General features: G+C 55.9%; 14 protein-coding genes. 7 read left to right on the top strand and 7 right to left on the bottom strand.

The window, feature by feature from the left end; all coding sequences use genetic code 11:
• Positions 1-25 precede the first annotated feature (25 nt).
• Genes fruB through fruA form a run of 3 tightly spaced genes read left to right on the top strand, consistent with a single transcriptional unit; the run spans position 26 to position 3,797 of the window.
• Positions 26-1,159 (top strand): fused PTS fructose transporter subunit IIA/HPr protein, encoded by a 1,134-nt coding sequence (gene fruB / locus KGP21_RS18800; RefSeq protein ID WP_024484971.1) that lies wholly within the window; start codon positions 26-28, stop codon positions 1,157-1,159.
• A complete protein-coding gene (gene fruK / locus KGP21_RS18795; RefSeq protein ID WP_223536003.1) occupies positions 1,156-2,094 on the top strand; it encodes a 1-phosphofructokinase in 939 nt (312 codons plus the stop codon). The genes fruB and fruK overlap by 4 nt, the downstream gene beginning before the upstream one ends.
• Before the next feature lie 14 nt (positions 2,095-2,108).
• Positions 2,109-3,797: a PTS fructose transporter subunit IIBC gene (gene fruA / locus KGP21_RS18790; protein WP_021805852.1), complete on the top strand. Its 1,689-nt coding sequence runs from the start codon at positions 2,109-2,111 to the stop codon at positions 3,795-3,797.
• A 64-nt stretch (positions 3,798-3,861) separates the two neighbouring features.
• Here fruA and nfo read toward each other — a convergent pair whose 3' ends face one another.
• Entirely contained in the window at positions 3,862-4,701 is an 840-nt protein-coding gene (nfo, locus tag KGP21_RS18785; protein ID WP_094981625.1) for a deoxyribonuclease IV, read from the bottom strand.
• A 106-nt stretch (positions 4,702-4,807) separates the two neighbouring features.
• Positions 4,808-5,887 (bottom strand): YeiH family protein, encoded by a 1,080-nt coding sequence (locus KGP21_RS18780; RefSeq protein WP_223536001.1) that lies wholly within the window; start codon positions 5,885-5,887, stop codon positions 4,808-4,810.
• Positions 5,888-6,144: 257 nt separating this feature from the next.
• Here KGP21_RS18780 and yieE point away from each other — a divergent pair, with 257 nt between their 5' ends.
• Both yieE and KGP21_RS18770 read left to right on the top strand, forming a co-directional pair.
• A complete protein-coding gene (gene yieE / locus KGP21_RS18775) occupies positions 6,145-7,032 on the top strand; it encodes a DNA-binding transcriptional regulator YeiE (protein ID WP_021805849.1) in 888 nt (295 codons plus the stop codon).
• 134 nt (positions 7,033-7,166) lie between these two features.
• On the top strand, positions 7,167-8,648 hold the full coding sequence (locus tag KGP21_RS18770; protein ID WP_021805848.1) for an amino acid permease: 1,482 nt from the start codon (positions 7,167-7,169) through the stop codon (positions 8,646-8,648).
• A gap of 127 nt (positions 8,649-8,775) precedes the next feature.
• Here the strand turns inward: KGP21_RS18770 and KGP21_RS18765 are convergent, their stop codons facing one another.
• The 5 genes from KGP21_RS18765 to puuR all read right to left on the bottom strand — a co-directional run bounded on the left by KGP21_RS18765 (position 8,776) and on the right by puuR (position 15,530).
• Entirely contained in the window at positions 8,776-10,761 is a 1,986-nt protein-coding gene (locus KGP21_RS18765) for a ligand-gated channel protein (protein ID WP_094981622.1), read from the bottom strand.
• A 245-nt stretch (positions 10,762-11,006) separates the two neighbouring features.
• On the bottom strand, positions 11,007-12,002 hold the full coding sequence (locus KGP21_RS18760; protein WP_037375450.1) for an ABC transporter permease: 996 nt from the start codon (positions 12,000-12,002) through the stop codon (positions 11,007-11,009).
• Positions 11,999-13,510, bottom strand: a complete 1,512-nt coding sequence (locus KGP21_RS18755; RefSeq protein ID WP_037375584.1) for a sugar ABC transporter ATP-binding protein — start codon at positions 13,508-13,510, stop codon at positions 11,999-12,001. Before KGP21_RS18755 ends, KGP21_RS18760 begins: the two co-directional genes overlap by 4 nt.
• Before the next feature lie 161 nt (positions 13,511-13,671).
• Entirely contained in the window at positions 13,672-14,952 is a 1,281-nt protein-coding gene (locus KGP21_RS18750; RefSeq protein WP_223500024.1) for an FAD-binding oxidoreductase, read from the bottom strand.
• Positions 14,953-14,972: 20 nt separating this feature from the next.
• Entirely contained in the window at positions 14,973-15,530 is a 558-nt protein-coding gene (gene puuR, locus KGP21_RS18745) for an HTH-type transcriptional regulator PuuR (RefSeq protein ID WP_021805845.1), read from the bottom strand.
• A gap of 397 nt (positions 15,531-15,927) precedes the next feature.
• On the opposite strand from puuR, the gene KGP21_RS18740 reads away from it, so the two are divergent.
• Positions 15,928-17,346 (top strand): glutamine synthetase family protein, encoded by a 1,419-nt coding sequence (locus KGP21_RS18740; RefSeq protein WP_094981620.1) that lies wholly within the window; start codon positions 15,928-15,930, stop codon positions 17,344-17,346.
• 487 nt (positions 17,347-17,833) lie between these two features.
• On the top strand, positions 17,834-19,207 hold the full coding sequence (locus KGP21_RS18735) for an APC family permease (protein ID WP_059201212.1): 1,374 nt from the start codon (positions 17,834-17,836) through the stop codon (positions 19,205-19,207).
• Positions 19,208-19,286: the final 79 nt, after the last annotated feature.

Here is a 19,286-nt window from a genome sequence, read left to right as displayed (position 1 = left end):
TTCAATTCAGCAGGAGAGGAGAACCATGTTCCAGTTGTCACAGCAAGATATTCACCTGGGAGCTGCCGCTAGCGGCAAACAGGAAGCCATCCGGCAGGTAGCGGCAGCGCTTACCTCCGCCGGATGCGTCAGCGCCGCCTATGTTGACGGCATGCTGCAGCGCGAGCTGCAAACCTCTACTTATCTGGGCAACGGCATCGCCATTCCACATGGCACTACAGATACCCGCGATCTGGTGCTGAACACCGGTGTTCAGGTATTCCAGTTTCCACAGGGTATCGAGTGGGGCGAAGGCCAGACGGCCTATGTGGTGATCGGTATTGCCGCGCGTTCCGATGAACACCTGGCGCTACTGCGTCAGCTCACGCACGTGCTCAGTGATGACAGCGTCGCCGAACAGCTGGCAAAAACGACTTCAGCTGAAGAACTGCGCAGTTTGCTGATGGGCGAGAAACTGGCGGCTGAATTCAAGTTTGATGCCTCATTGATTGCTCTTGATGTGGCCGCTGATTCGCTGATGACGCTGCAAGCGTTGAACGCGGGCCGTCTGCAAAAAATCGGTGCGGTTAACGCCCAGTTTGTCAGCGATGTGATCACCCGCAAGCCGCTGAATCTGGGGCAGGGGATCTGGTTGAGTGACAGCACTGAAGGCAACCTGACCAGCGCCGCTACCGTCAGCCGCCCGGCACAGGCGTTTGATGAAGAGGGCGAAAAGGTCGCGTTGTTATTGACCGTCGCCGTCGCCGATCAACAACCGCTGACGGTGCTGAACTACTTAAGCGATCTGTTAGTGAGCCAAAAAGCTGAACGCTTGCTGAACGCTGATGCGGTGGGCGTGCTGGCGTTACTGACCAGCGAAGTTGCCGAAGAGAGCGCGGTGCTGAGTGCGGAATACGTGGTGCGCAATGAGCATGGCCTGCATGCCCGCCCAGGCACTGCGCTGGTCAACGTAATCAAACAGTTCTCCAGTGAAATTACCGTTACCAATCTCGACGGCAGCGGTAAACCGGCTAACGGCCGCAGCCTGATGAAGGTTGTGGCACTGGGAGTGAAAAAAGGTCATCACCTGCGCTTTACCGCCAGTGGTGACGATGCTGAAGCAGCGCTGAAAGCCATCGGCGAAGCCATCAGTGAAGGTCTTGGCGAGGGTGCAGCATGAGCAGAAGAGTAGCCACCATAACCCTGAATCCGGCTTACGATTTGGTGGGCTTTTGCCCGGAGATCGAACGGAGTGAGGTTAACCTGGTAAGAACCGCCGGTCTCCATGCGGCAGGTAAAGGGATCAACGTTGCCAAGGTACTGAAAGACTTGGGTATCGACGTCACCGTTGGCGGTTTCCTTGGTAAAGATAACCAGGATGGTTTCCAACTGCTGTTCAGCGATTTGGGCATTGCCAACCGTTTCCAGGTGGTCCCTGGGCGTACACGTATCAACGTTAAGCTGACGGAGAAAGACGGTGAAGTGACCGATTTCAACTTCTCCGGTTTTGAAGTGACGCCCCAGGATTGGGAACGCTTTGTGGTGGATTCCCTGAGCTGGCTGGGCCAGTTCGACATGGTAGCGGTCAGCGGTAGCTTGCCTGCCGGGGTTGCTCCGGAAGCCTTCACCGAGTGGATGACCCGCCTGCGTGCGCAGTGTCCGTGCATCATTTTTGACAGCAGCCGTGAAGCGCTGGTGGCTGGGCTGAAAGCCTCGCCGTGGTTGGTAAAACCTAACCGTCGTGAACTGGAAATCTGGGCAGGCAAACCCCTGCCGAAGTTGGAAGATGTAGTGGAAGCCGCTCACGCCCTGCGTGAACAGGGCATTGCCCACGTGGTGATCTCACTGGGTGCTGAAGGCGCGCTGTGGGTTAACGCCTCCGGCGCCTGGATCGCCAAACCGCCAGCCTGTGAGGTGGTCAGCACCGTGGGGGCTGGTGATTCCATGGTCGGCGGCCTGATTTACGGCCTGCTGATGCGTGAATCCAGCGAGCATACCTTGCGCTTGGCCACTGCCGTGGCTGCCCTGGCGGTGAGCCAGAGCAACGTTGGCATCACCGATCGCCCGCAGTTGGCCGCGATGATGGCGCGCGTCGATCTGAAACCCTTTAACTAATCGCAGGAGTCAGAATGAAAACGCTGCTGATGATAGACAGTTCGCTCGGGCAGGCTCGTAGCCACCTGGCGAAACGCATGCTTGAGGCCGCTGCGGCCAAAACCGGCCTGACGCTGGTTAATACGGCCAACGAGGCCGAACTGGTGGTAGTGGCTGGTGTTGCTGCACCTGCTGACGCTGAGCTGAACGGCAAACAGGTTTATATCGGAGATGTGGAACACGCGGTGCGTGAGCCTGAAGCCTTCCTGGCCACGGCACAGGCGCAAGCCAAACCGTATCAGGCTCCGGCCCAGACGGTAGCACCGGCAAAATCCGCCGGTCCGAAACGCATTGTTGCCGTTACCGCTTGCCCGACCGGCGTTGCGCATACCTTTATGGCGGCCGAAGCCATCGAGAGCGAAGCCAAGAAACGTGGCTGGTGGGTGAAGGTTGAAACCCGCGGTTCCGTCGGTGCCGGGAATGCGATCACCCCAGAAGAAGTGGCGGCGGCCGATCTGGTGATTGTCGCGGCAGATATCGAAGTGGATCTGGACAAGTTTGCCGGCAAGCCGATGTACCGCACCTCGACCGGTTTGGCGTTGAAGAAAACCGCGCAGGAGCTGGATAAGGCACAGGTAGAAGCCGAGATTTTCCAACCGCAAAAAAGTGGCAGCACCGCGAGCTCAGGCAAGAAGAAAGAGAGCGCAGGGCCTTATCGCCACCTGCTGACCGGCGTGTCTTACATGCTGCCGATGGTGGTGGCGGGCGGTCTGTGTATTGCGCTGTCGTTCGTGTTTGGTATCAAGGCGTTTGAAGTCAAAGGGACGCTGGCTGCGGCGCTGATGCAGATCGGTGGTGGTTCGGCCTTTGCGCTGATGGTGCCGGTTCTGGCGGGCTACATCGCGTTCTCCATTGCGGATCGTCCTGGCCTGACGCCGGGCCTGATCGGCGGTATGTTGGCAGTTAGCACCGGTGCGGGTTTCCTTGGCGGTATCATTGCCGGTTTCCTGGCGGGTTACGTGGCCAAGGCCATCAGCGGTAAGTTGCGTTTGCCACCGAGTATGGAAGCGCTCAAGCCGATCCTGATTATTCCGCTGGTTGCCAGCCTGATCACCGGTTTGATCATGATTTACGTAGTGGGCACACCCGTTGCCAAAATCATGGTTGGCCTGACCAACTGGTTGCAATCGCTGGGCACCGCCAACGCGGTATTGCTGGGCGCAATCCTCGGTGCAATGATGTGTACCGATATGGGTGGTCCGGTTAACAAGGCGGCCTATGCCTTTGGTGTAGCGCTGTTGAGTTCTTCGGTCTACGCACCTATGGCAGCGATTATGGCGGCAGGTATGGTGCCACCGCTGGCGATGGGGCTGGCGACCATTCTGGCTCGTCGCAAGTTCGAGAAGTCCGAGCAGGAAGGGGGCAAGGCCGCGTTGGTGTTGGGCCTGTGTTTTATCACTGAAGGGGCAATTCCGTTTGCTGCCCGTGACCCAATGCGCGTTCTGCCGTGCTGTATCGCAGGTGGAGCCCTGACAGGTGCACTGTCGATGGCCTTCGGTGCAAAACTGATGGCACCACACGGTGGGCTGTTCGTGCTGTTGATCCCTGGTGCTATCTCGCCGGTGCTGCTGTATCTGCTGGCGATTGTGGCGGGTACCCTGCTGGCGGGCGTGGCCTATGCGGTCCTTAAACGTTCTGAAGCGCCGGTAGCCACGGTGGCATAACGGCAACCACGCAATAAAAAGCCGGCATCTGAAAAATGCCGGCTTTTTTATGTCTGCAGAAAAATTACTGCTGCGCCTTCAGCCAGGCAATTTCCTCGGCCCAGATATCCGGGTTCACCGTCTCCAGGATCAGCGGGATGTTATCGAAGCGCTCGTCGCGCATGATATAGCTGAACACGGTCTTACCAATATTGCCTTCACCCAGGCTGTGGTGGCGGTCAACGCGGCTGCCAAACTCGCTCTTGGCATCGTTAAGATGCATACCGCGCAGGTAATTAAAGCCCACCACGTCGCCCAGCTCTTTAAACGTCTTCTGGCAATCTTCTTCGGTACGCAGATCGTAACCGGCGGCGAAGGCATGACAGGTATCAATACAGACACCGACGCGGCTCTTGTCTTCTACACCGTCGATGATCGCCGCCAGATGTTCAAATTTGAACCCCAGATTGCTGCCTTGCCCGGCGGTATTCTCGATCACGGCGGTGACGCCGTGGGTTTTATCCAGCACGATGTTGATCGACTCGGCGATCCTTGCCAGGCACTTATCCTCATCTATCTGCATCAGGTGGCTGCCCGGGTGGAAGTTCAGCAGCGTCAGCCCCAGTTGCTCACAGCGTTGCATCTCATCAAGAAACGCCTCACGGGACTTCTCCAGCGCTTCCGTTACCGGATGGCCAAGGTTAATCAGATAGCTGTCATGCGGCAGGATTTGCCCTGGGCCGTAGCCGTACTGTGCGCAGGCACTTTTAAACTTGTCTATCACGTCGGCAGGCAGCGGGGCAGCCTTCCATTGACGCTGATTTTTAGTGAACAGGGCGAATGCGGTCGCCTCTAATTCGTGTGCGCGGATCACGGCCTGATCTACGCCGCCAGAAGCGCTGACGTGTGCACCGACAAACTTCATTTTCATTCTCCTGTGTTAACGCTGCCATTATGGCATTGATAAGCGAAGGATTGAATGGTGGGGGTAAAACAAGCAGGCCCGAAAGCTCGGGCCTGAAGAGGGGGGATTACAACAGGTGCTGCACCAACAGGTTGATGGCACCGCCGCCAACGATCAGCCAGACAAACAGCAGCGTTGCCAGCAGAATGGGTTTCACACCCGCCTGACGTACCGCACTAATGTGGGTGGTCAGCCCTAAAGCGGCCATTGCCATGGCCAGCATCCAGGTGTCGATGGTGATCAGATGCTGTACCAGCGAAGCCGGGATCAGGTTGAACGAGTTCAGCCCGGCAACGGCGATAAACAGCACAGCAAACCACGGAATGGTGATGGCCGATTTTTCACTCTTGCTGCCGTTACCGGCCCGGCGGCTGATATAGCCAGACAGCAACAGCAGGAACGGGGCTAACATCATGACGCGGATCATCTTGGAGATCACCGCCGCGTTTTCCGCATCTGGGCCGATGGCATGGCCAGCAGCAACCACCTGAGCCACCTCATGGATTGTCGAGCCAGCGTAGATGCCGAAGGTTTCCTGCGTCAACGGCAGCCACTGGAAGTGCTCATTGAGTTGATACAGCCACGGATAGGCAAAGATCGCCAGCGTACCAAACACCACTACGGTAGAGACTGCGACGGCAACCTTACTGGAGTCTGCCTTCAGCACCGGCTCGGTGGCCATTACGGCCGCGGCTCCGCAGATGCTGCTACCGGCACCGATCAGCATGGTGGTTTGGCTGTCGAGGCCGAACACTTTTTTACCCAACCAGCAGGCCAGCAAGAAAGTGCTGCTCAGGGTCAGGGCATCGATAATGATCCCGCTGGCCCCCACGTCGGCAATTTGCTGGAAGGTTAAACGAAAGCCATAAAGAATGATCCCCAGGCGTAGCAGCCGCTGTTTGGCCAGCTGTACGCCGCTATGGCAGCTAGGCTGCAACCAGGGATAAAGAGTGTTGCCGATCAGGATGCCGCACAGGATCGCCAGCGTCAGGGCGCCTAATCCCAACCCGGCAACCCAGGGAACATCGCCCGCCCAGACCGAAAACGCGGTCAGCGCGCCGGTCAGCAGTAAGCCTGGTATCAACCGTGGTAGTCCAAACAGCGGAAAACGCTGTTCGGGATAGGTATGAGTGCTGTGACTCGCCATGATTATTCTGTCCTCTGCTAAATTCCTGAGTGCAATGATAAAAGCAGGTGACCTAAAAGAGAAATTGATTATATATTTATAACTTATCGGAATAAGTGGTTGATCGGCTGGACGGTCGGCTACTCCGCCAAGCCTAATCCTGTAAACGTGATAACCTTATAAGGCAGGGCAGTAAGCTTACCAATGCCGTGTAACTGATTTTTGGTGTTTTCATTTTAATGGTTTTGTCTGACCATTCTCTTTATGTCGAGGCTGTTATGCATATCACTTTGCGCCAACTGGAAGTTTTTACCGAGGTGCTGAAAAGCGGATCCACCACTCAGGCCTCAGTGGTATTGGCTTTATCACAATCGGCAGTCAGCGCGGCGCTGGCCGATCTGGAAGGGCAACTGAAGGTGTTGTTGTTCGATCGCGTGGGTAAACGCCTGGTGATCAACGAACATGGCCGCTTGCTATACCCCAAAGCGCTGGCTCTGTTGGAGCAGGCTGGGGAAATAGAACAACTGTTCCTGCATGACAGCGGCGCGTTACGCATCGCCGCCAGCAGCACCATCGGCAACTATATGCTGCCAGAGATGATCGCCCACTATCGCAAAGATTTTCCTGCTACAGCGTTGGAACTGAACGTGGGCAATAGTCAGGAGGTGATTGTTGCGGTAGCCGATTTTCGAGTCGATTTGGGGCTGATCGAAGGGCCGTGCCACATGCCTGAGTTGGTCACCCAGCCGTGGCTTGAAGATGAACTGGTGGTGTTTGCCGCGCCGGATAACCCATTGTTACAGCAACCGGTGACCCTGGCAACGCTGGCCAGCGCCCCTTGGATCCTGCGGGAGCGTGGGTCTGGCACGCGGGAAGTACTGGATCATCTGCTGCTGGCGCACCTGCCAAACTTCCAGTTGGTGATGGAGTTGGGCAACTCGGAAGCGATCAAGCATGCAGTGCGCCACGGCATCGGCATCAGTTGCCTGTCACGTCGCGTAGTGGAAGAACAGTTGGCTAGCGGTGTATTGGTGGAACTGAGCATTCCTCTACCGCCATTGATGCGCACGTTGTATCTGATCCATCATCGGCAAAAGCACATTTCCAATGCGCTACAGCGTTTCTTGAGCTATTGCGTTGGGCAAAAACCGGACAAGATCGCATAAAGTCATCATTAGGGCCGCTGCTAATAATTGGCGGCGGATTATGAAGCTATCTTATATCAGGGCAATGTTACTAGTTCGCTGGCGGGTATTTGTTACAATCCGGCCCTCATTTTTGACGAGCAGATAGGGTAAGAATGGCTCAGCAGGATATAAAAACAGCGGGGCAGAAAGCACCCGGATTACGCCGCGAGCTGAAAGCGCGGCATTTAACCATGATTGCCATTGGCGGTTCCATCGGTACCGGCCTGTTTGTTGCCTCTGGCGCAACGGTTTCCCAGGCAGGCCCAGGTGGCGCGTTACTCTCCTATGCATTGATTGGTCTGATGGTGTATTTCCTGATGACCAGCCTGGGTGAACTGGCGGCGTTTATGCCGGTTTCAGGATCGTTTTCCACCTATGGTGCCAAGTATGTTGAAGAAGGCTTCGGCTTTGCGCTGGGCTGGAACTACTGGTACAACTGGGCGGTGACCATTGCGGTCGACCTGGTAGCGTCACAGTTGGTGATGAACTATTGGTTCCCAGACACGCCAGGCTGGATCTGGAGCGCCCTGTTCCTTGGCCTGATGTTCTTGCTTAACTACATCTCGGTCAAAGGCTTCGGTGAAGCGGAATACTGGTTCTCGCTGATCAAGGTGAGCACGGTAATTATCTTTATCGTCCTTGGCGTACTGATGATCTTCGGTATCTTGAAGGGCGGTGAAAATGCCGGTTGGCATAACTGGACGATCGGCGATGCACCGTTTGCCGGTGGCTTCTCGGCCATGATTGGCGTGGCAATGATCGTCGGCTTCTCGTTCCAGGGCACCGAGCTGATCGGTATCGCGGCGGGCGAGTCGGAAGATCCGGGCAAGAACATTCCACGCGCGGTGCGTCAGGTGTTCTGGCGTATTCTGTTGTTCTATATCTTCGCGATCCTGATTATCAGCCTGATCATTCCTTATACCGATCCGAGCCTGTTACGCAATGACGTGAAAGACATCAGCGTCAGCCCGTTCACGCTGGTATTCGAACATGCTGGCCTGCTCTCTGCGGCGGCGGTGATGAACGCGGTGATCCTGACGGCGGTACTCTCTGCGGGTAACTCCGGGATGTATGCCTCAACCCGTATGCTGTTCACGCTGGCTTCGGAAGGTAAGGCGCCACGTATTTTCGCCAAGCTGTCAAAAGGTGGAGTGCCACGTAATGCGCTGTATGCCACCACCGTTGTAGCGGCGCTGTGCTTCCTTAGCTCGATGTTTGGTAATCAGTCCGTTTATCTGTGGCTGCTTAATACCTCGGGCATGACCGGCTTTATCGCCTGGTTGGGGATCGCCATCAGCCACTACCGTTTCCGTCGCGGCTATGTGATGCAAGGGAATAGCCTGAGCGATCTGCCGTATCAATCCGGTTTCTTCCCGTTGGGGCCAATGTTTGCCTTCGTGCTGTGCTTGATCATCACGCTGGGGCAGAACTATCAGGCCTTCCTGGCGGACCGTATCGACTGGTACGGCGTGACGGCAACCTACATCGGTATTCCACTGTTCCTGATTATCTGGTTCGGTTATAAGCTGACGCGCGGCACCAAAGTGGTGAAGTACAGCGAAATGGAATTCCCGAAATGGAACCCTGATAAGTAAGCGATTAGTTCTAGACGGGGCGGGTTCCCGCCCCTTTCTCCCCCCCCTCAAAAATCCCCCCAGCTAAAAACCAAACAAAAAAAGGGCCGCACGATGGCAGCCCCTTGGTACAAACTCTGTTTGGCAATCAGAAGTTGTAAGTCATGCCCACGGTATAACGACGGCCATCCAGCGTGGTATTGTAGTGCTCGTAATCCACGGTTTTATCCAGAATGTTGTAAACCCCGCCGCTAAGCTGCAGGTTTTTCAGCGCCTGGTAACTCACCCCGGCATCAACAAAAGTATAGGATGGCGTGCTGACCGCCATGGAGGTGCGGCTCAGGTATTCCGAGGTTTCGCTGCGGAAGTTAACGCGTGACCACAGGCCGAGATCCTCGGTGGCTTGCCAATCCAGCACGCCATTGATCATGTGCTTCGGCATCTGGTTCAGCGCCTTGCCCTGGAACTCACCGCTCTTTTGTTCAGACTCGGTAAAGGTGTAGTTGGTGCTCAGCTTCCAGTCTTCGGTGATCTGCCAACCGGCGGTCACTTCGATACCACGCATATTGGCTTTATCCACGTTGACGCGGTCACTGACGAAATCATAGTGCTCGTCACCGATGGTGCAGGCCGGATCCTCTGAACTGTTACAGCGGCGAACTTCGGTGATTTTGTCTTTGAAATCGGTATTGTACAGGGTAATGCCTGCGTTCAGCCCCTGCTGGTTATCCCACAGGATGCCGACCTCTTCACTGATGCTTTTCTCTGGCTTCAGATTCGGGTTACCCACGATGATGCCGTTGCTCACGCCACCGCCGGTGATCTGGCCCCAGTTGGCAGAGGACTGGCGCAGGTCCGGCGAGCGATAACCCGCAGAAACCCCGCCTTTCACGGTCCACATCTCTGTCAGGTGCCACACGCCGTACATGCGCGGTGTCCAGTGGCTGCCGTAGTTCTGATCGCGATCCATACGGATGCCAGTGGTCAGGCTAAAATCGTTGGTCAGCGCCCATTCATCTTCGGCGAACAGTGCCCAACTCCAGCGGGTCAGTTGGTCCAGACCGTCAGCCGCCTTAAGCTGGTTGCCACCGTCATTCAGTTTCTCGTAACGGTATTGCCCACCGAGGTTCAGCATGTGGGAACCAAGATCAAATTGGGTCTGGGTGTTGAAGATGGTGTTGTACAGCTTCATGTTGCGTCCGGGGTTATTGGTCTCTTCCCGTTGAACGTAGCTGGTGCTGTTACCAAAGTCGTAATAGCCGTTATGGGTGATCGAGTAGTTATTACGGGTATACAGGTTGTCGCTGGGGTTGTTCGGCGTACAAACGCCTTTTTTACATTTTTCTGCTGCTACGGACTTACCCGGCGTACTGTTACGATCTTGCAGGGAACGACCGATTTCGAAATCAAAATCGTTTTTCTCATCCGGCGTCAGGCTGAATACCGCCGTGCCGCTGCGCATACGCTGTTCGTTAAAGCCATTGGTAAAGTGGTCTTCCCCACGATGGGAGAACAGACCATTCACCCGCAGGCCAAGCAGCCCATCGATCAGCGGGCCAGAGGCGTAGGCGTTGGTCTGGTAAATATCACCGGAATCCCGGTCTTCCTGAATGGTGGCATCGCCTTGCAGGGAGCCAACCCAGTCTTTAGTGGTGGAGGTTTTGCGCGTGATGATGTTGATCACCCCACCCATGGCATCGGAGCCATAGAGAGAAGACATTGGCCCGCGTACCACTTCAATGCGTTCAATAGCCTGCAATGGCGGCAGCCAACCTTGCTCGATACCGGCGTTGTCGCTGTTAGGGCGGGTGCCACGGGTATCGACGCGTTTACCATCGATCAGGATCAGCGTGTATTTAGAGGACATCCCACGAATACTGATGTCGCTGCTGCTGGCACCGCCGGTTACCACCACGCCCGGCACGTCTTTCAACGCATCGGTGACGTCGCGGTACGCGCGGGTTTCTAGCTGTTGGCGAGGGATCACCGATATGGTGGCTGGCGAGTCTTGAATTCTTTGCTGGAAACCGGAGGCGGTGACCACCATGGTATCTTCTGTTTGTGCCAGAGCGCTGCCGCTGGCGAGTGATGCGAGGATTAACGCGGTTAAAGTGTTATAGCTTGGCTTTTCCATGGGTTAAATATTCCCGTCCGAGGTCAACAGGTTTTCCTGTTAGTTGTTTGATTTAAAAGAATATGTTTTCACGCTGCCGCGAGAATTTTCGTTGCGTGAGGAAAACGTCAGGCCATTGTAAGGAAATCGTCATGAATGTAAATACAAATGATAACAACTATCATTTGTATATTTGTTCGGTAATAGATTCAAACCCGGGGAAAAGGGGGGATAGCCCGGCGCAGCGCGGTGGTGCGCCGGGTGGATTAGCGTTTTTGGATGTAGGTGATCGCCAGTGCCAATGCCAGCACCAGCCCTTTAATGATATCCATAGCGTAGTAGGGCACGGAGAGCATCACCAAGCCGTTTTGCAATACGCCCAGGATAATCGCGCCAACCAGGGTACCCAGCGCATTAGGTTTGCCGGAGCCCGCCAGGGAGAAACCGATATAGGCCGCCGCTACCGCATCCATCAGGTAACCGCCTCCGGCGTTAACCTGTGAGGAACCGATACGTGACGCCAGCAAAATGCCGCCAAGGCCCGCCAGCAGCGAAGAAAGCACGTATGCGGTAACCCTGTAACGTACCGTGCGGATACCGGAAAGCCGGGCGGCCTCCGGGTTACCGCCGATGGCATACATCCGGCGGCCATGCTTGGTCAGCGACAGGAAAAGCTGCATGATCACCGTCACCGCCAGCATAATCAGCACGATCACCGGCACCTGCCCCAGAGAGGAAAACACCTCTGGGATCACGCCTTCGGCCATATCCCCGTTCGGCAGCACCATATTCTGGGTGATGGAGCCGCCGTAGCTGTAGGTCATGGCCACGCCCTGGATAACGAACAGGCTGGCGAGCGTGGCGAGCATATCGGGGATCTTTAGCACCACGATCAAAAAGGCATTGAACAGGCCGACCAGCGTACACAGCAGCAGCGTCAGCACGATGGCACCGGTAGTGCCGAAGCCGTACCAGGCAAACAACGAAATCACCAACGCATTAGCCAACGACGCCGTAGAACCGACGGAGAGATCGAAGCCGCCCACCGAGAGTGAGATCGACACGCCAATGGCAATCACCGTCACGATGGCGATCGAACGCAGAATGTTGATGATGTTGTTGGCTTCGAGGAAATTGTCGGAAGCCAGGCCAAACAGCGCGATCAAGGCGACAACGGTGAGCAACATCCCCCATTTATACAAAAACTCAAACAGTTGGTGGCGCCAGGGCAGAACGCTTTTCAGGGACAATGCTTTACTCACGCAGGAGTTCCTCCGGTGGAATACAGTAACAGGGTTTCTTCATCAATATCGGCGGCGTTGAGCTCCGCCACTACGCGGCCATCCCATAATACGCAGATGCGATCGCACAGGCCCACCAGCTCGGAAAACTCGCCGGAAGCATAGATAATGCCTTTGCCGTCACGAGCCAAACCGTCGATCAGCCGGAACAGATCCTGTTTGGCCTTGATATCTACGCCTTTGGTGGGTTCGTCAAAGATCAGCACCTCGGCGTTGCCACGTAACCATTTGCCGATCGCCACTTTTTGCTGATTGCCGCCCGACAGGCGGGCCAGCTTTTGCTGTGGGCCGGAGGCCCGTACGCCAAGCCGTTGCATTATCTCTAAGGCCCAGCGCAGTTCCTGGCGGCGGCTGAACAGGCTCCAGCGGGAGAAGCTGTCATCGGCACTGACGCTCAGGTTCATTGGGACGGCTTCGTGGATAAAAATGCCCTCCTTGCGGCGCTCTTCCGGCACCAGCGCCAGGCCTTGTTCTACCGAAAGATGCGGTGAATGCGGTGCCCAAGGTTTGCCGCGCAGCTCTCCCTGCGTCAATTTACTGGGGGTTGCGCCGAACAACGCTTTGCAAAGCTCGGTTTTTCCTGCGCCCGCCAGCCCGGCAATGCCTAGGATCTCCCCTTGATGCAGGGTTAAAGAAACGTCACGCAGTTTATGGCGATCGTGCAATCCCTCTACCCGTAGCAACGGGCGCGAGCCGTGCTGTGGGCGGGGGGCAGGGAAGATATCGTCCAGCGAATGGCCCAGCATTTTTTCGACGATCTGTTCACCGCTCAGGCCCTGCATGCTGCTTTCACCGGCATGGCGACCGTCGCGCAGGACCGTCAAATGATCACAGACGGTTTTCAATTCGTGGATACGATGGGAAATAAACACGATGCCGATGCCTTCGGCGCGCAGGCGGCGCACGATGTGGAACAGGCGTTCGCTCTCATTGCTGTCCAGCGGAGCCGTCGGCTCATCAAGCACCAGAAAACGGCAGCGGTGGGATAGCGCCCGAGCTAGCAGCACCTGCTGTTTCTCCGCCAACGTACAGGCTTCCAGGCGTTGGCGTGGGTTGATATTCAGCCCAAGCTGCTGCAACAGCGCGGCAGCCTGGCGATGCAACTGCCGCCAGTTCAGCAGATGGCCCGGCTGATTGAGCCAGTCCAGCATGATGTTTTCCGCGACGGACAGCGTGGGGATCAGCGCTACATCCACCTCCTGCTGCACCACCTGGATCCCGTGCTGGCGGGCCTGCAGCGGCGAATGAATATCGACCTTTTGGCCGTCGATAAAAATTTCACCCTGGTAATGGTTATGCGCGCCGGAGAGAATGCCCATCAGCGTGGATTTGCCCGCGCCGTTGGCTCCCACCAGCGCATGGGTTGAACCGCCTTGCAGCGTAAAATCGACGTTTTGCAGAGCGTTGAACCCGGCAAAGGCGATGGAGATATTGCGCATCTCCAGGCGTGAAGCGGTATTGGTCGGCATAGTTTGGCTGAAGACGTTGCGCCCCTCGTGTTTCAAATCGCGGCGTGGTGGCGGCAACGTGAAATTCATTTGGATGTATAGACGGCTAAAGAAACTCTTTTGTAACATGAATTGCCATTTTTGCAACATGCAAAATGGCATAACGTAGATAAAAAGCGGGATCAGAACCCTAAGCGATCGCGCAGGGCATAGTAGGCGGCACCTAGGGCGGTAAATGGCACCCGTAAATGGCGGCCACCGAAGAACGGCAAATGGGGGAGTTGAGCGAATGCGTCAAAGCGTTCCGCGTCGCCGCGCAGCACTTCGGCAATCAGTTTGCCTGCCAGATGGGTCAAGGTCACGCCGTGGCCGCTGTCGCCTTGCAGGTAGTAAACGTTATTTTCCAGGCGGCCAAACTGTGGCATGCGCGACAGGGTCAGCAGGAAATTGCCGGTCCAGCGGTAATCGATGCGCACCTTCTTCAACTGCGGGAAGGTTTTGAGCATCAAGGGCCGGATCCTGGCTTCGATATCTGCTGGATCCTGTGCGCCATAGACCACGCCACCGCCGTATAACAAACGGTTGTCTGCCGTCAGGCGAAAGTAATCCAGCAGATAGTTGCAGTCTTCAACGCAGTAATTATCGGGCAGCAGCGATAGAGCCATATCCGCAGATAAAGGTTCGGTGGCGATGATTTGCGAGCCGCAGGGCATACTCAGGCGGCCGAGGCGGGGTTCCAGCTTTTCCCCCAGATAGGCGTTGCCTGCCAGGATCACCAAGCTTGCGCTGACGGAGCCAAGAGCAGTGTGTAGTGTGGCGGGCTGACCATAATCGATATGGGTGACCGCCGATTGTTCAAACAGCCGCCCGCCGTGGCGGCGTACCGCTTCGGCTTCACCCAGCGCCAGATTTAACGGATGCAAATGGCCACCTTGGCGATCCAGCAGCCCGCCGACATAGCGTTCGCTGGCCACGGTGCGGCGCATGGTTTCCCCGTCCAGCAGTTCCAGTTGCTGGTGGCCATAACGCTGCCAATGCGCCATTTTTTCCGTTAGCGCGTTAAATTGTTTGGTGGTTAAGGCGGCAGAAACCGCTCCGGGGCGATAGTCACAGGCGATGGCGTAGCGATCGATACGCTGGCGAATGATCTCCGCCCCTTCAAACATCATGCTGCCGAGCATGGCTGCAGTTTGCTGGCCGTAGCGAGCCTCGATCACATCGATATCGCGGCTGTAGGAGTTCACCACCTGCCCACCGTTGCGCCCACTGGCTCCCCAACCGATGCGGGCGGCTTCCAGCACCACCACGTCGTAACCGGCCTCGGTCAGGTGCAGGGCGCTGGAGAGGCCGCTAAAACCGCCACCGACGATGCAGACATCGCAGCGGATAGCCTCGTTCAACTGGGGATAAGGAGCATGGGGGTTGGCGCTGGCGGCATAATAGCTGGCAACATGTTCCATCATCACTCCTCCGGCGGGTCTTGTCAGAAGGTGGTTGGGGTATGCGCGCTGACGATCTTGCAAACGCGCGTTGAGGTATTGCTGAAGCTGTGGGGCATGCCGGTGTTGATGGCATAGCTCTGGCCAGCGGTCAGCAGATAGGTCTGGCCATTGACCGTCAGCATGATCTCTCCTTCCAGTAGCGTGCCGATCTCTTCGCCTTGATGTTTGATCTTCTCACCGGTGGTGGTGCCCGGTTGATAGGTCTCCAGCATCATGGCCAGGCTGCGGGTAGGGCTGCCGTTATGCACCAGCTTCATCGAAACGCCCTGGCTGCCGATCTCGATCAGATCGTCCGGCTCGATCACCACTTTGGGTTCATCTGGCCGTTCAGGTTCAGCAAAAAATTCAGACAGCGATAGCCCATAGACCTTCAGCAGTTTCTGCAGCGTACTGATGGCAGGGCTGACTTTGTCCTGCTCAATGGTGCTGATGGCGCTGTGGGTTAATCCGGACAGTTCGGCGACCCTGCGCTGTGACAAACCCAAGTGCTGACGGATCTGCGACAGGCGCTTGCCTGGTGCCAAGCTGACTTCGCTCATAGCGGTAGTTCCTTCTGATAGGAGCGACAGGTTGGGATCACACCCGGAGCCGGGTACCTGTCTAAGTGATATCGAAACCACATGATATCGGTTGTTGGGCGGCCGTTGGAAAATATATTGCCCATGTTTCCCCCTGGTCTGGCGGAAGAAATTCCGTACCAACAAAGCGCAAACAACGCCTTTTCGGTCAATATTTTATCAATTTAGCAGTCCCTGGCGAATAATCAAACGCCATTGTAACATTTGCAAACCATTTATGTTAAAGCTATGTTTCATATTATGGGTGTTATTTTGAGCGCCAGCCTGTGGCGCACTCTACAGAGAAATCAGACCATGTGTTAAGTCAATCGGCAAGCGGATGCGAAGGCATTCCCAAGAGCACAACGGCAGGTGATGTATGCAAACCAATAGCGCAGTAGTAGAAGATTTTGCACAGCATAATGAAGAAAGGCGAAGTAGCGCGTTCCAAAGTGAGGTTGCTCACTATTTGGAACGCCACCCTGCCACGCAGTATATCGATATCCTTCTCACCGATCTCAATGGTTCCTTCCGCGGTAAACGCATTCCCGTCTCCGGGCTGAAAAAAGTTGAAAAAGGCTGCTATTTCCCCGCTTCGGTGTTCGCTATGGACATTTTGGGCAACGTGGTGGAAGAGGCCGGGTTGGGGCAGGAACTGGGCGAGCCGGATCGGATCTGCATGCCCGTGCCCGGTACGCTGACGCCGTCGGCGGCGGATCCGCAACATATCGGTCAGGTGCTGCTGACCATGCTGGATGAAGATGGTACTCCCTTTGACGTTGAACCCCGCAATGTACTGAACCGAATATGGCAGGCGTTGCGCCAGCGCGGACTGTTCCCGGTGGTAGCGGTAGAGCTGGAGTTTTATCTCATCGATCGACAGCGAGACTCGGAAGGTTATCTGCAGCCTCCGTGCGCACCGGGCACCCAGGAGCGCAACGTACAGAGCCAGGTCTATTCGCTGGATAACCTCAACCATTTTGCTGGGGTGCTCAACGACATCGACACATTGGCACAGATGCAAGGGCTACCGGCGGATGGCGCGGTGGCTGAAGCTTCCCCCGGCCAGTTCGAGGTGAACCTGAATCATACCGACAACGTGCTGCAAGCCTGCGATCATGCGCTGGCGCTGAAGCGGTTGGTGCGCCAAGTGGCCGAACATCACCATATGCATGCCACCTTTATGGCGAAACCTTATGAGGATTACGCGGGAAGTGGCATGCACGTCCATCTCAGCGTGGTAGACAGTGCGGGGAAAAACCTGTTTGCCGAAGCGGATGGCGAAGACTCGGCGCTGCTTAAGCGGACATTAGCCGGGATGATCGCCTTGATGCCCGCATCGATGGCGGTGCTGGCGCCCAACGTGAATGCGTTCCGCCGTTTCCAGCCGGGGATGTATGTGCCGGTCCAGGCGTCCTGGGGGCATAACAACCGTACCGTGGCGTTACGTATTCCCTGTGGCGATGCGCAGAACCACCGCGTGGAGTACCGCGTTGCCGGTGCCGATGCCAACCCTTATCTGGTGGTGGCGACTATCCTGGCGGGGATGCTGTACGGGCTGGACACCGAATTACCGCTGCCTGAGCCAGTGACCGGCAACGGTTTGGAACAGGAGGGGCTACCGTTCCCGATCCGCCAAAGCGATGCCCTGTACGAATTCGAGCATCAGCACGAACTGACGCACTACCTCGGCGAACGCTTTTCACAGGTTTATCACGCCTGCAAAATGGGGGAACTGATGCAGTTTGAACGGTTGGTGACGGAAACCGAGATCGACTGGATGCTGAAAAATGCCTGATATCAGGTACCCTGATGGCAATGAAGGGCGTTTTTCCTGATATTAAGCAAAAGAATTTGTATTAGAAGGTTTCAGGATCTTGTCTTTCTGCGATCTTATGGCAAAATACGCGAAATGCAGATAGCCGACGTTTTAACGCGTCGGTTATTTTTTTTTGCATTATGTTCTACCAACGTGCGTTTCATACATCAAGCGAGGCCGGACATCGAGCCGGATAGATAAATAGGTTCGTCGCGATCAACCAAAACTTTATGGTCGTGACTCATGAGGATAAGAAAGATGGGGCAATTTTTCACCTTGGCACCGGTGCACGCCGGTTTCCGTTGCGGTCGCAGCGATTATGGAGCAACACAGGCTATTGTGCCTAGTTATCCAGCTTCCCTCATCCCCCTTTTAGAATTCAGTCGCACGTTGCGAAGTTTCCCCGCAACCTTGAGTCTTGGCGTGTCTATTATCCGCAAGACTGAAGGTAAGGGGGGGCTACGCGATGTCCGATAACATCATCAACGCCGCACCCGCTGCCGGCCAACGCGCCCAACTGCGTAAAACACTGACTTTAGTCCCGGTCGTCATGATGGGTCTGGCCTATTTGCAGCCTATGACCATCTTTGACACCTTCGGCATCGTCTCCGGCCTGACCGACGGTCACGTCGCGACCGCGTACGCCTTTGCTCTGCTGGCGATCCTGTTTACCGCCCTGAGCTACGGCAAACTGGTGAAGAAATTCCCTTCAGCCGGTTCTGCCTATACCTATGCCCAGAAAGCCATTAGCCCGCACGTCGGCTTTATGGTGGGTTGGTCATCACTGCTGGACTACCTGTTCATGCCGATGATCAACATCCTGTTGGCAAAAATTTACCTGGAAGCCATTTTCCCGGGTGTGCCTTCGTGGATCTTCGTTGCGGCCCTGGTTGGGCTGATGACGGCGTTCAACCTGCGTGGCATCAAGCTGGTGGCCAACCTGAACTCCATAATCGTGGTGGTACAGGTGGCAATCATGATCGTGTTCCTGGGCCTGGTCATTAACGGTATCTCCCACGGTGAAGGCGCCGGTACGCTGGTGAGCAGCCGTCCGTTCTGGTCTGACAACGCGCACGTGGTGCCGATGATCACCGGTGCGACCATTCTGTGCTTCTCGTTCCTCGGCTTTGACGGCATCAGCTCGTTATCCGAAGAAACCAAAGACGCAGAAAACGTGATCCCGAAAGCCATCTTCCTGACGGCCTTGATCGGCGGCGTGATCTTTATCGTGGTGTCGTACTTCGTGCAGCTGTACTTCCCGGATATCTCGCGCTTCAAAGATCCTGATGCGTCACAGCCGGAAATCATGCTGTATGTGGCTGGCAAGTTCTTCCAGTCGGTGATCCTGGTGTTCTCATGCGTAACCGTACTGGCTTCCGGTATGGCATCTCACGCGGGTGTTTCCCGCCTGATGTACGTCATGGGCCGTGATGGCGTATTCCCGGAGCGTTTCTTCGGTTATGTGCATCCAAAATGGCGTACTCCGGCGCTGAACGTGCTGCTGGTCGGTGCGATTGCGCTGTCTGCCGTTTCGTTCGATCTGGTCACGGCTACGGCACTGATCAACTTTGGCGCACTGATTGCGTTCACCTTCGTTAACCTGTCGGTGATCTCACAGTTCTACATTCGCGAGAAACGTAACCGTACGCTGAAAGACACCTTCAACTACCTGATCCTGCCGGTGTTGGGGGCGTTAACCGTCGGTGCATTGTGGGTCAACCTGGAAGTCAGTTCCATGACGCTGGGTCTGGTCTGGGCGGCGATTGGCCTGCTGTATCTGACATTTGTCACTCGTAGCTTCAGCCTGCCGGTGCCACAAGCAAGCGAAGACGTGGCTTAATCCATTCTTCTGCTTCGCGATAGCAAAAAGGGTTCCACATGTTGGAACCCTTTTTATTTGCTTGAAGAAATGTAATGCC

The sequence above is a fragment of the Serratia sp. JSRIV004 genome, from assembly GCF_019968705.1.
Taxonomy (GTDB): domain Bacteria; phylum Pseudomonadota; class Gammaproteobacteria; order Enterobacterales; family Enterobacteriaceae; genus Chania; species Chania fonticola_B.
This window is presented reverse-complemented; position numbering and strand designations above follow the sequence as displayed.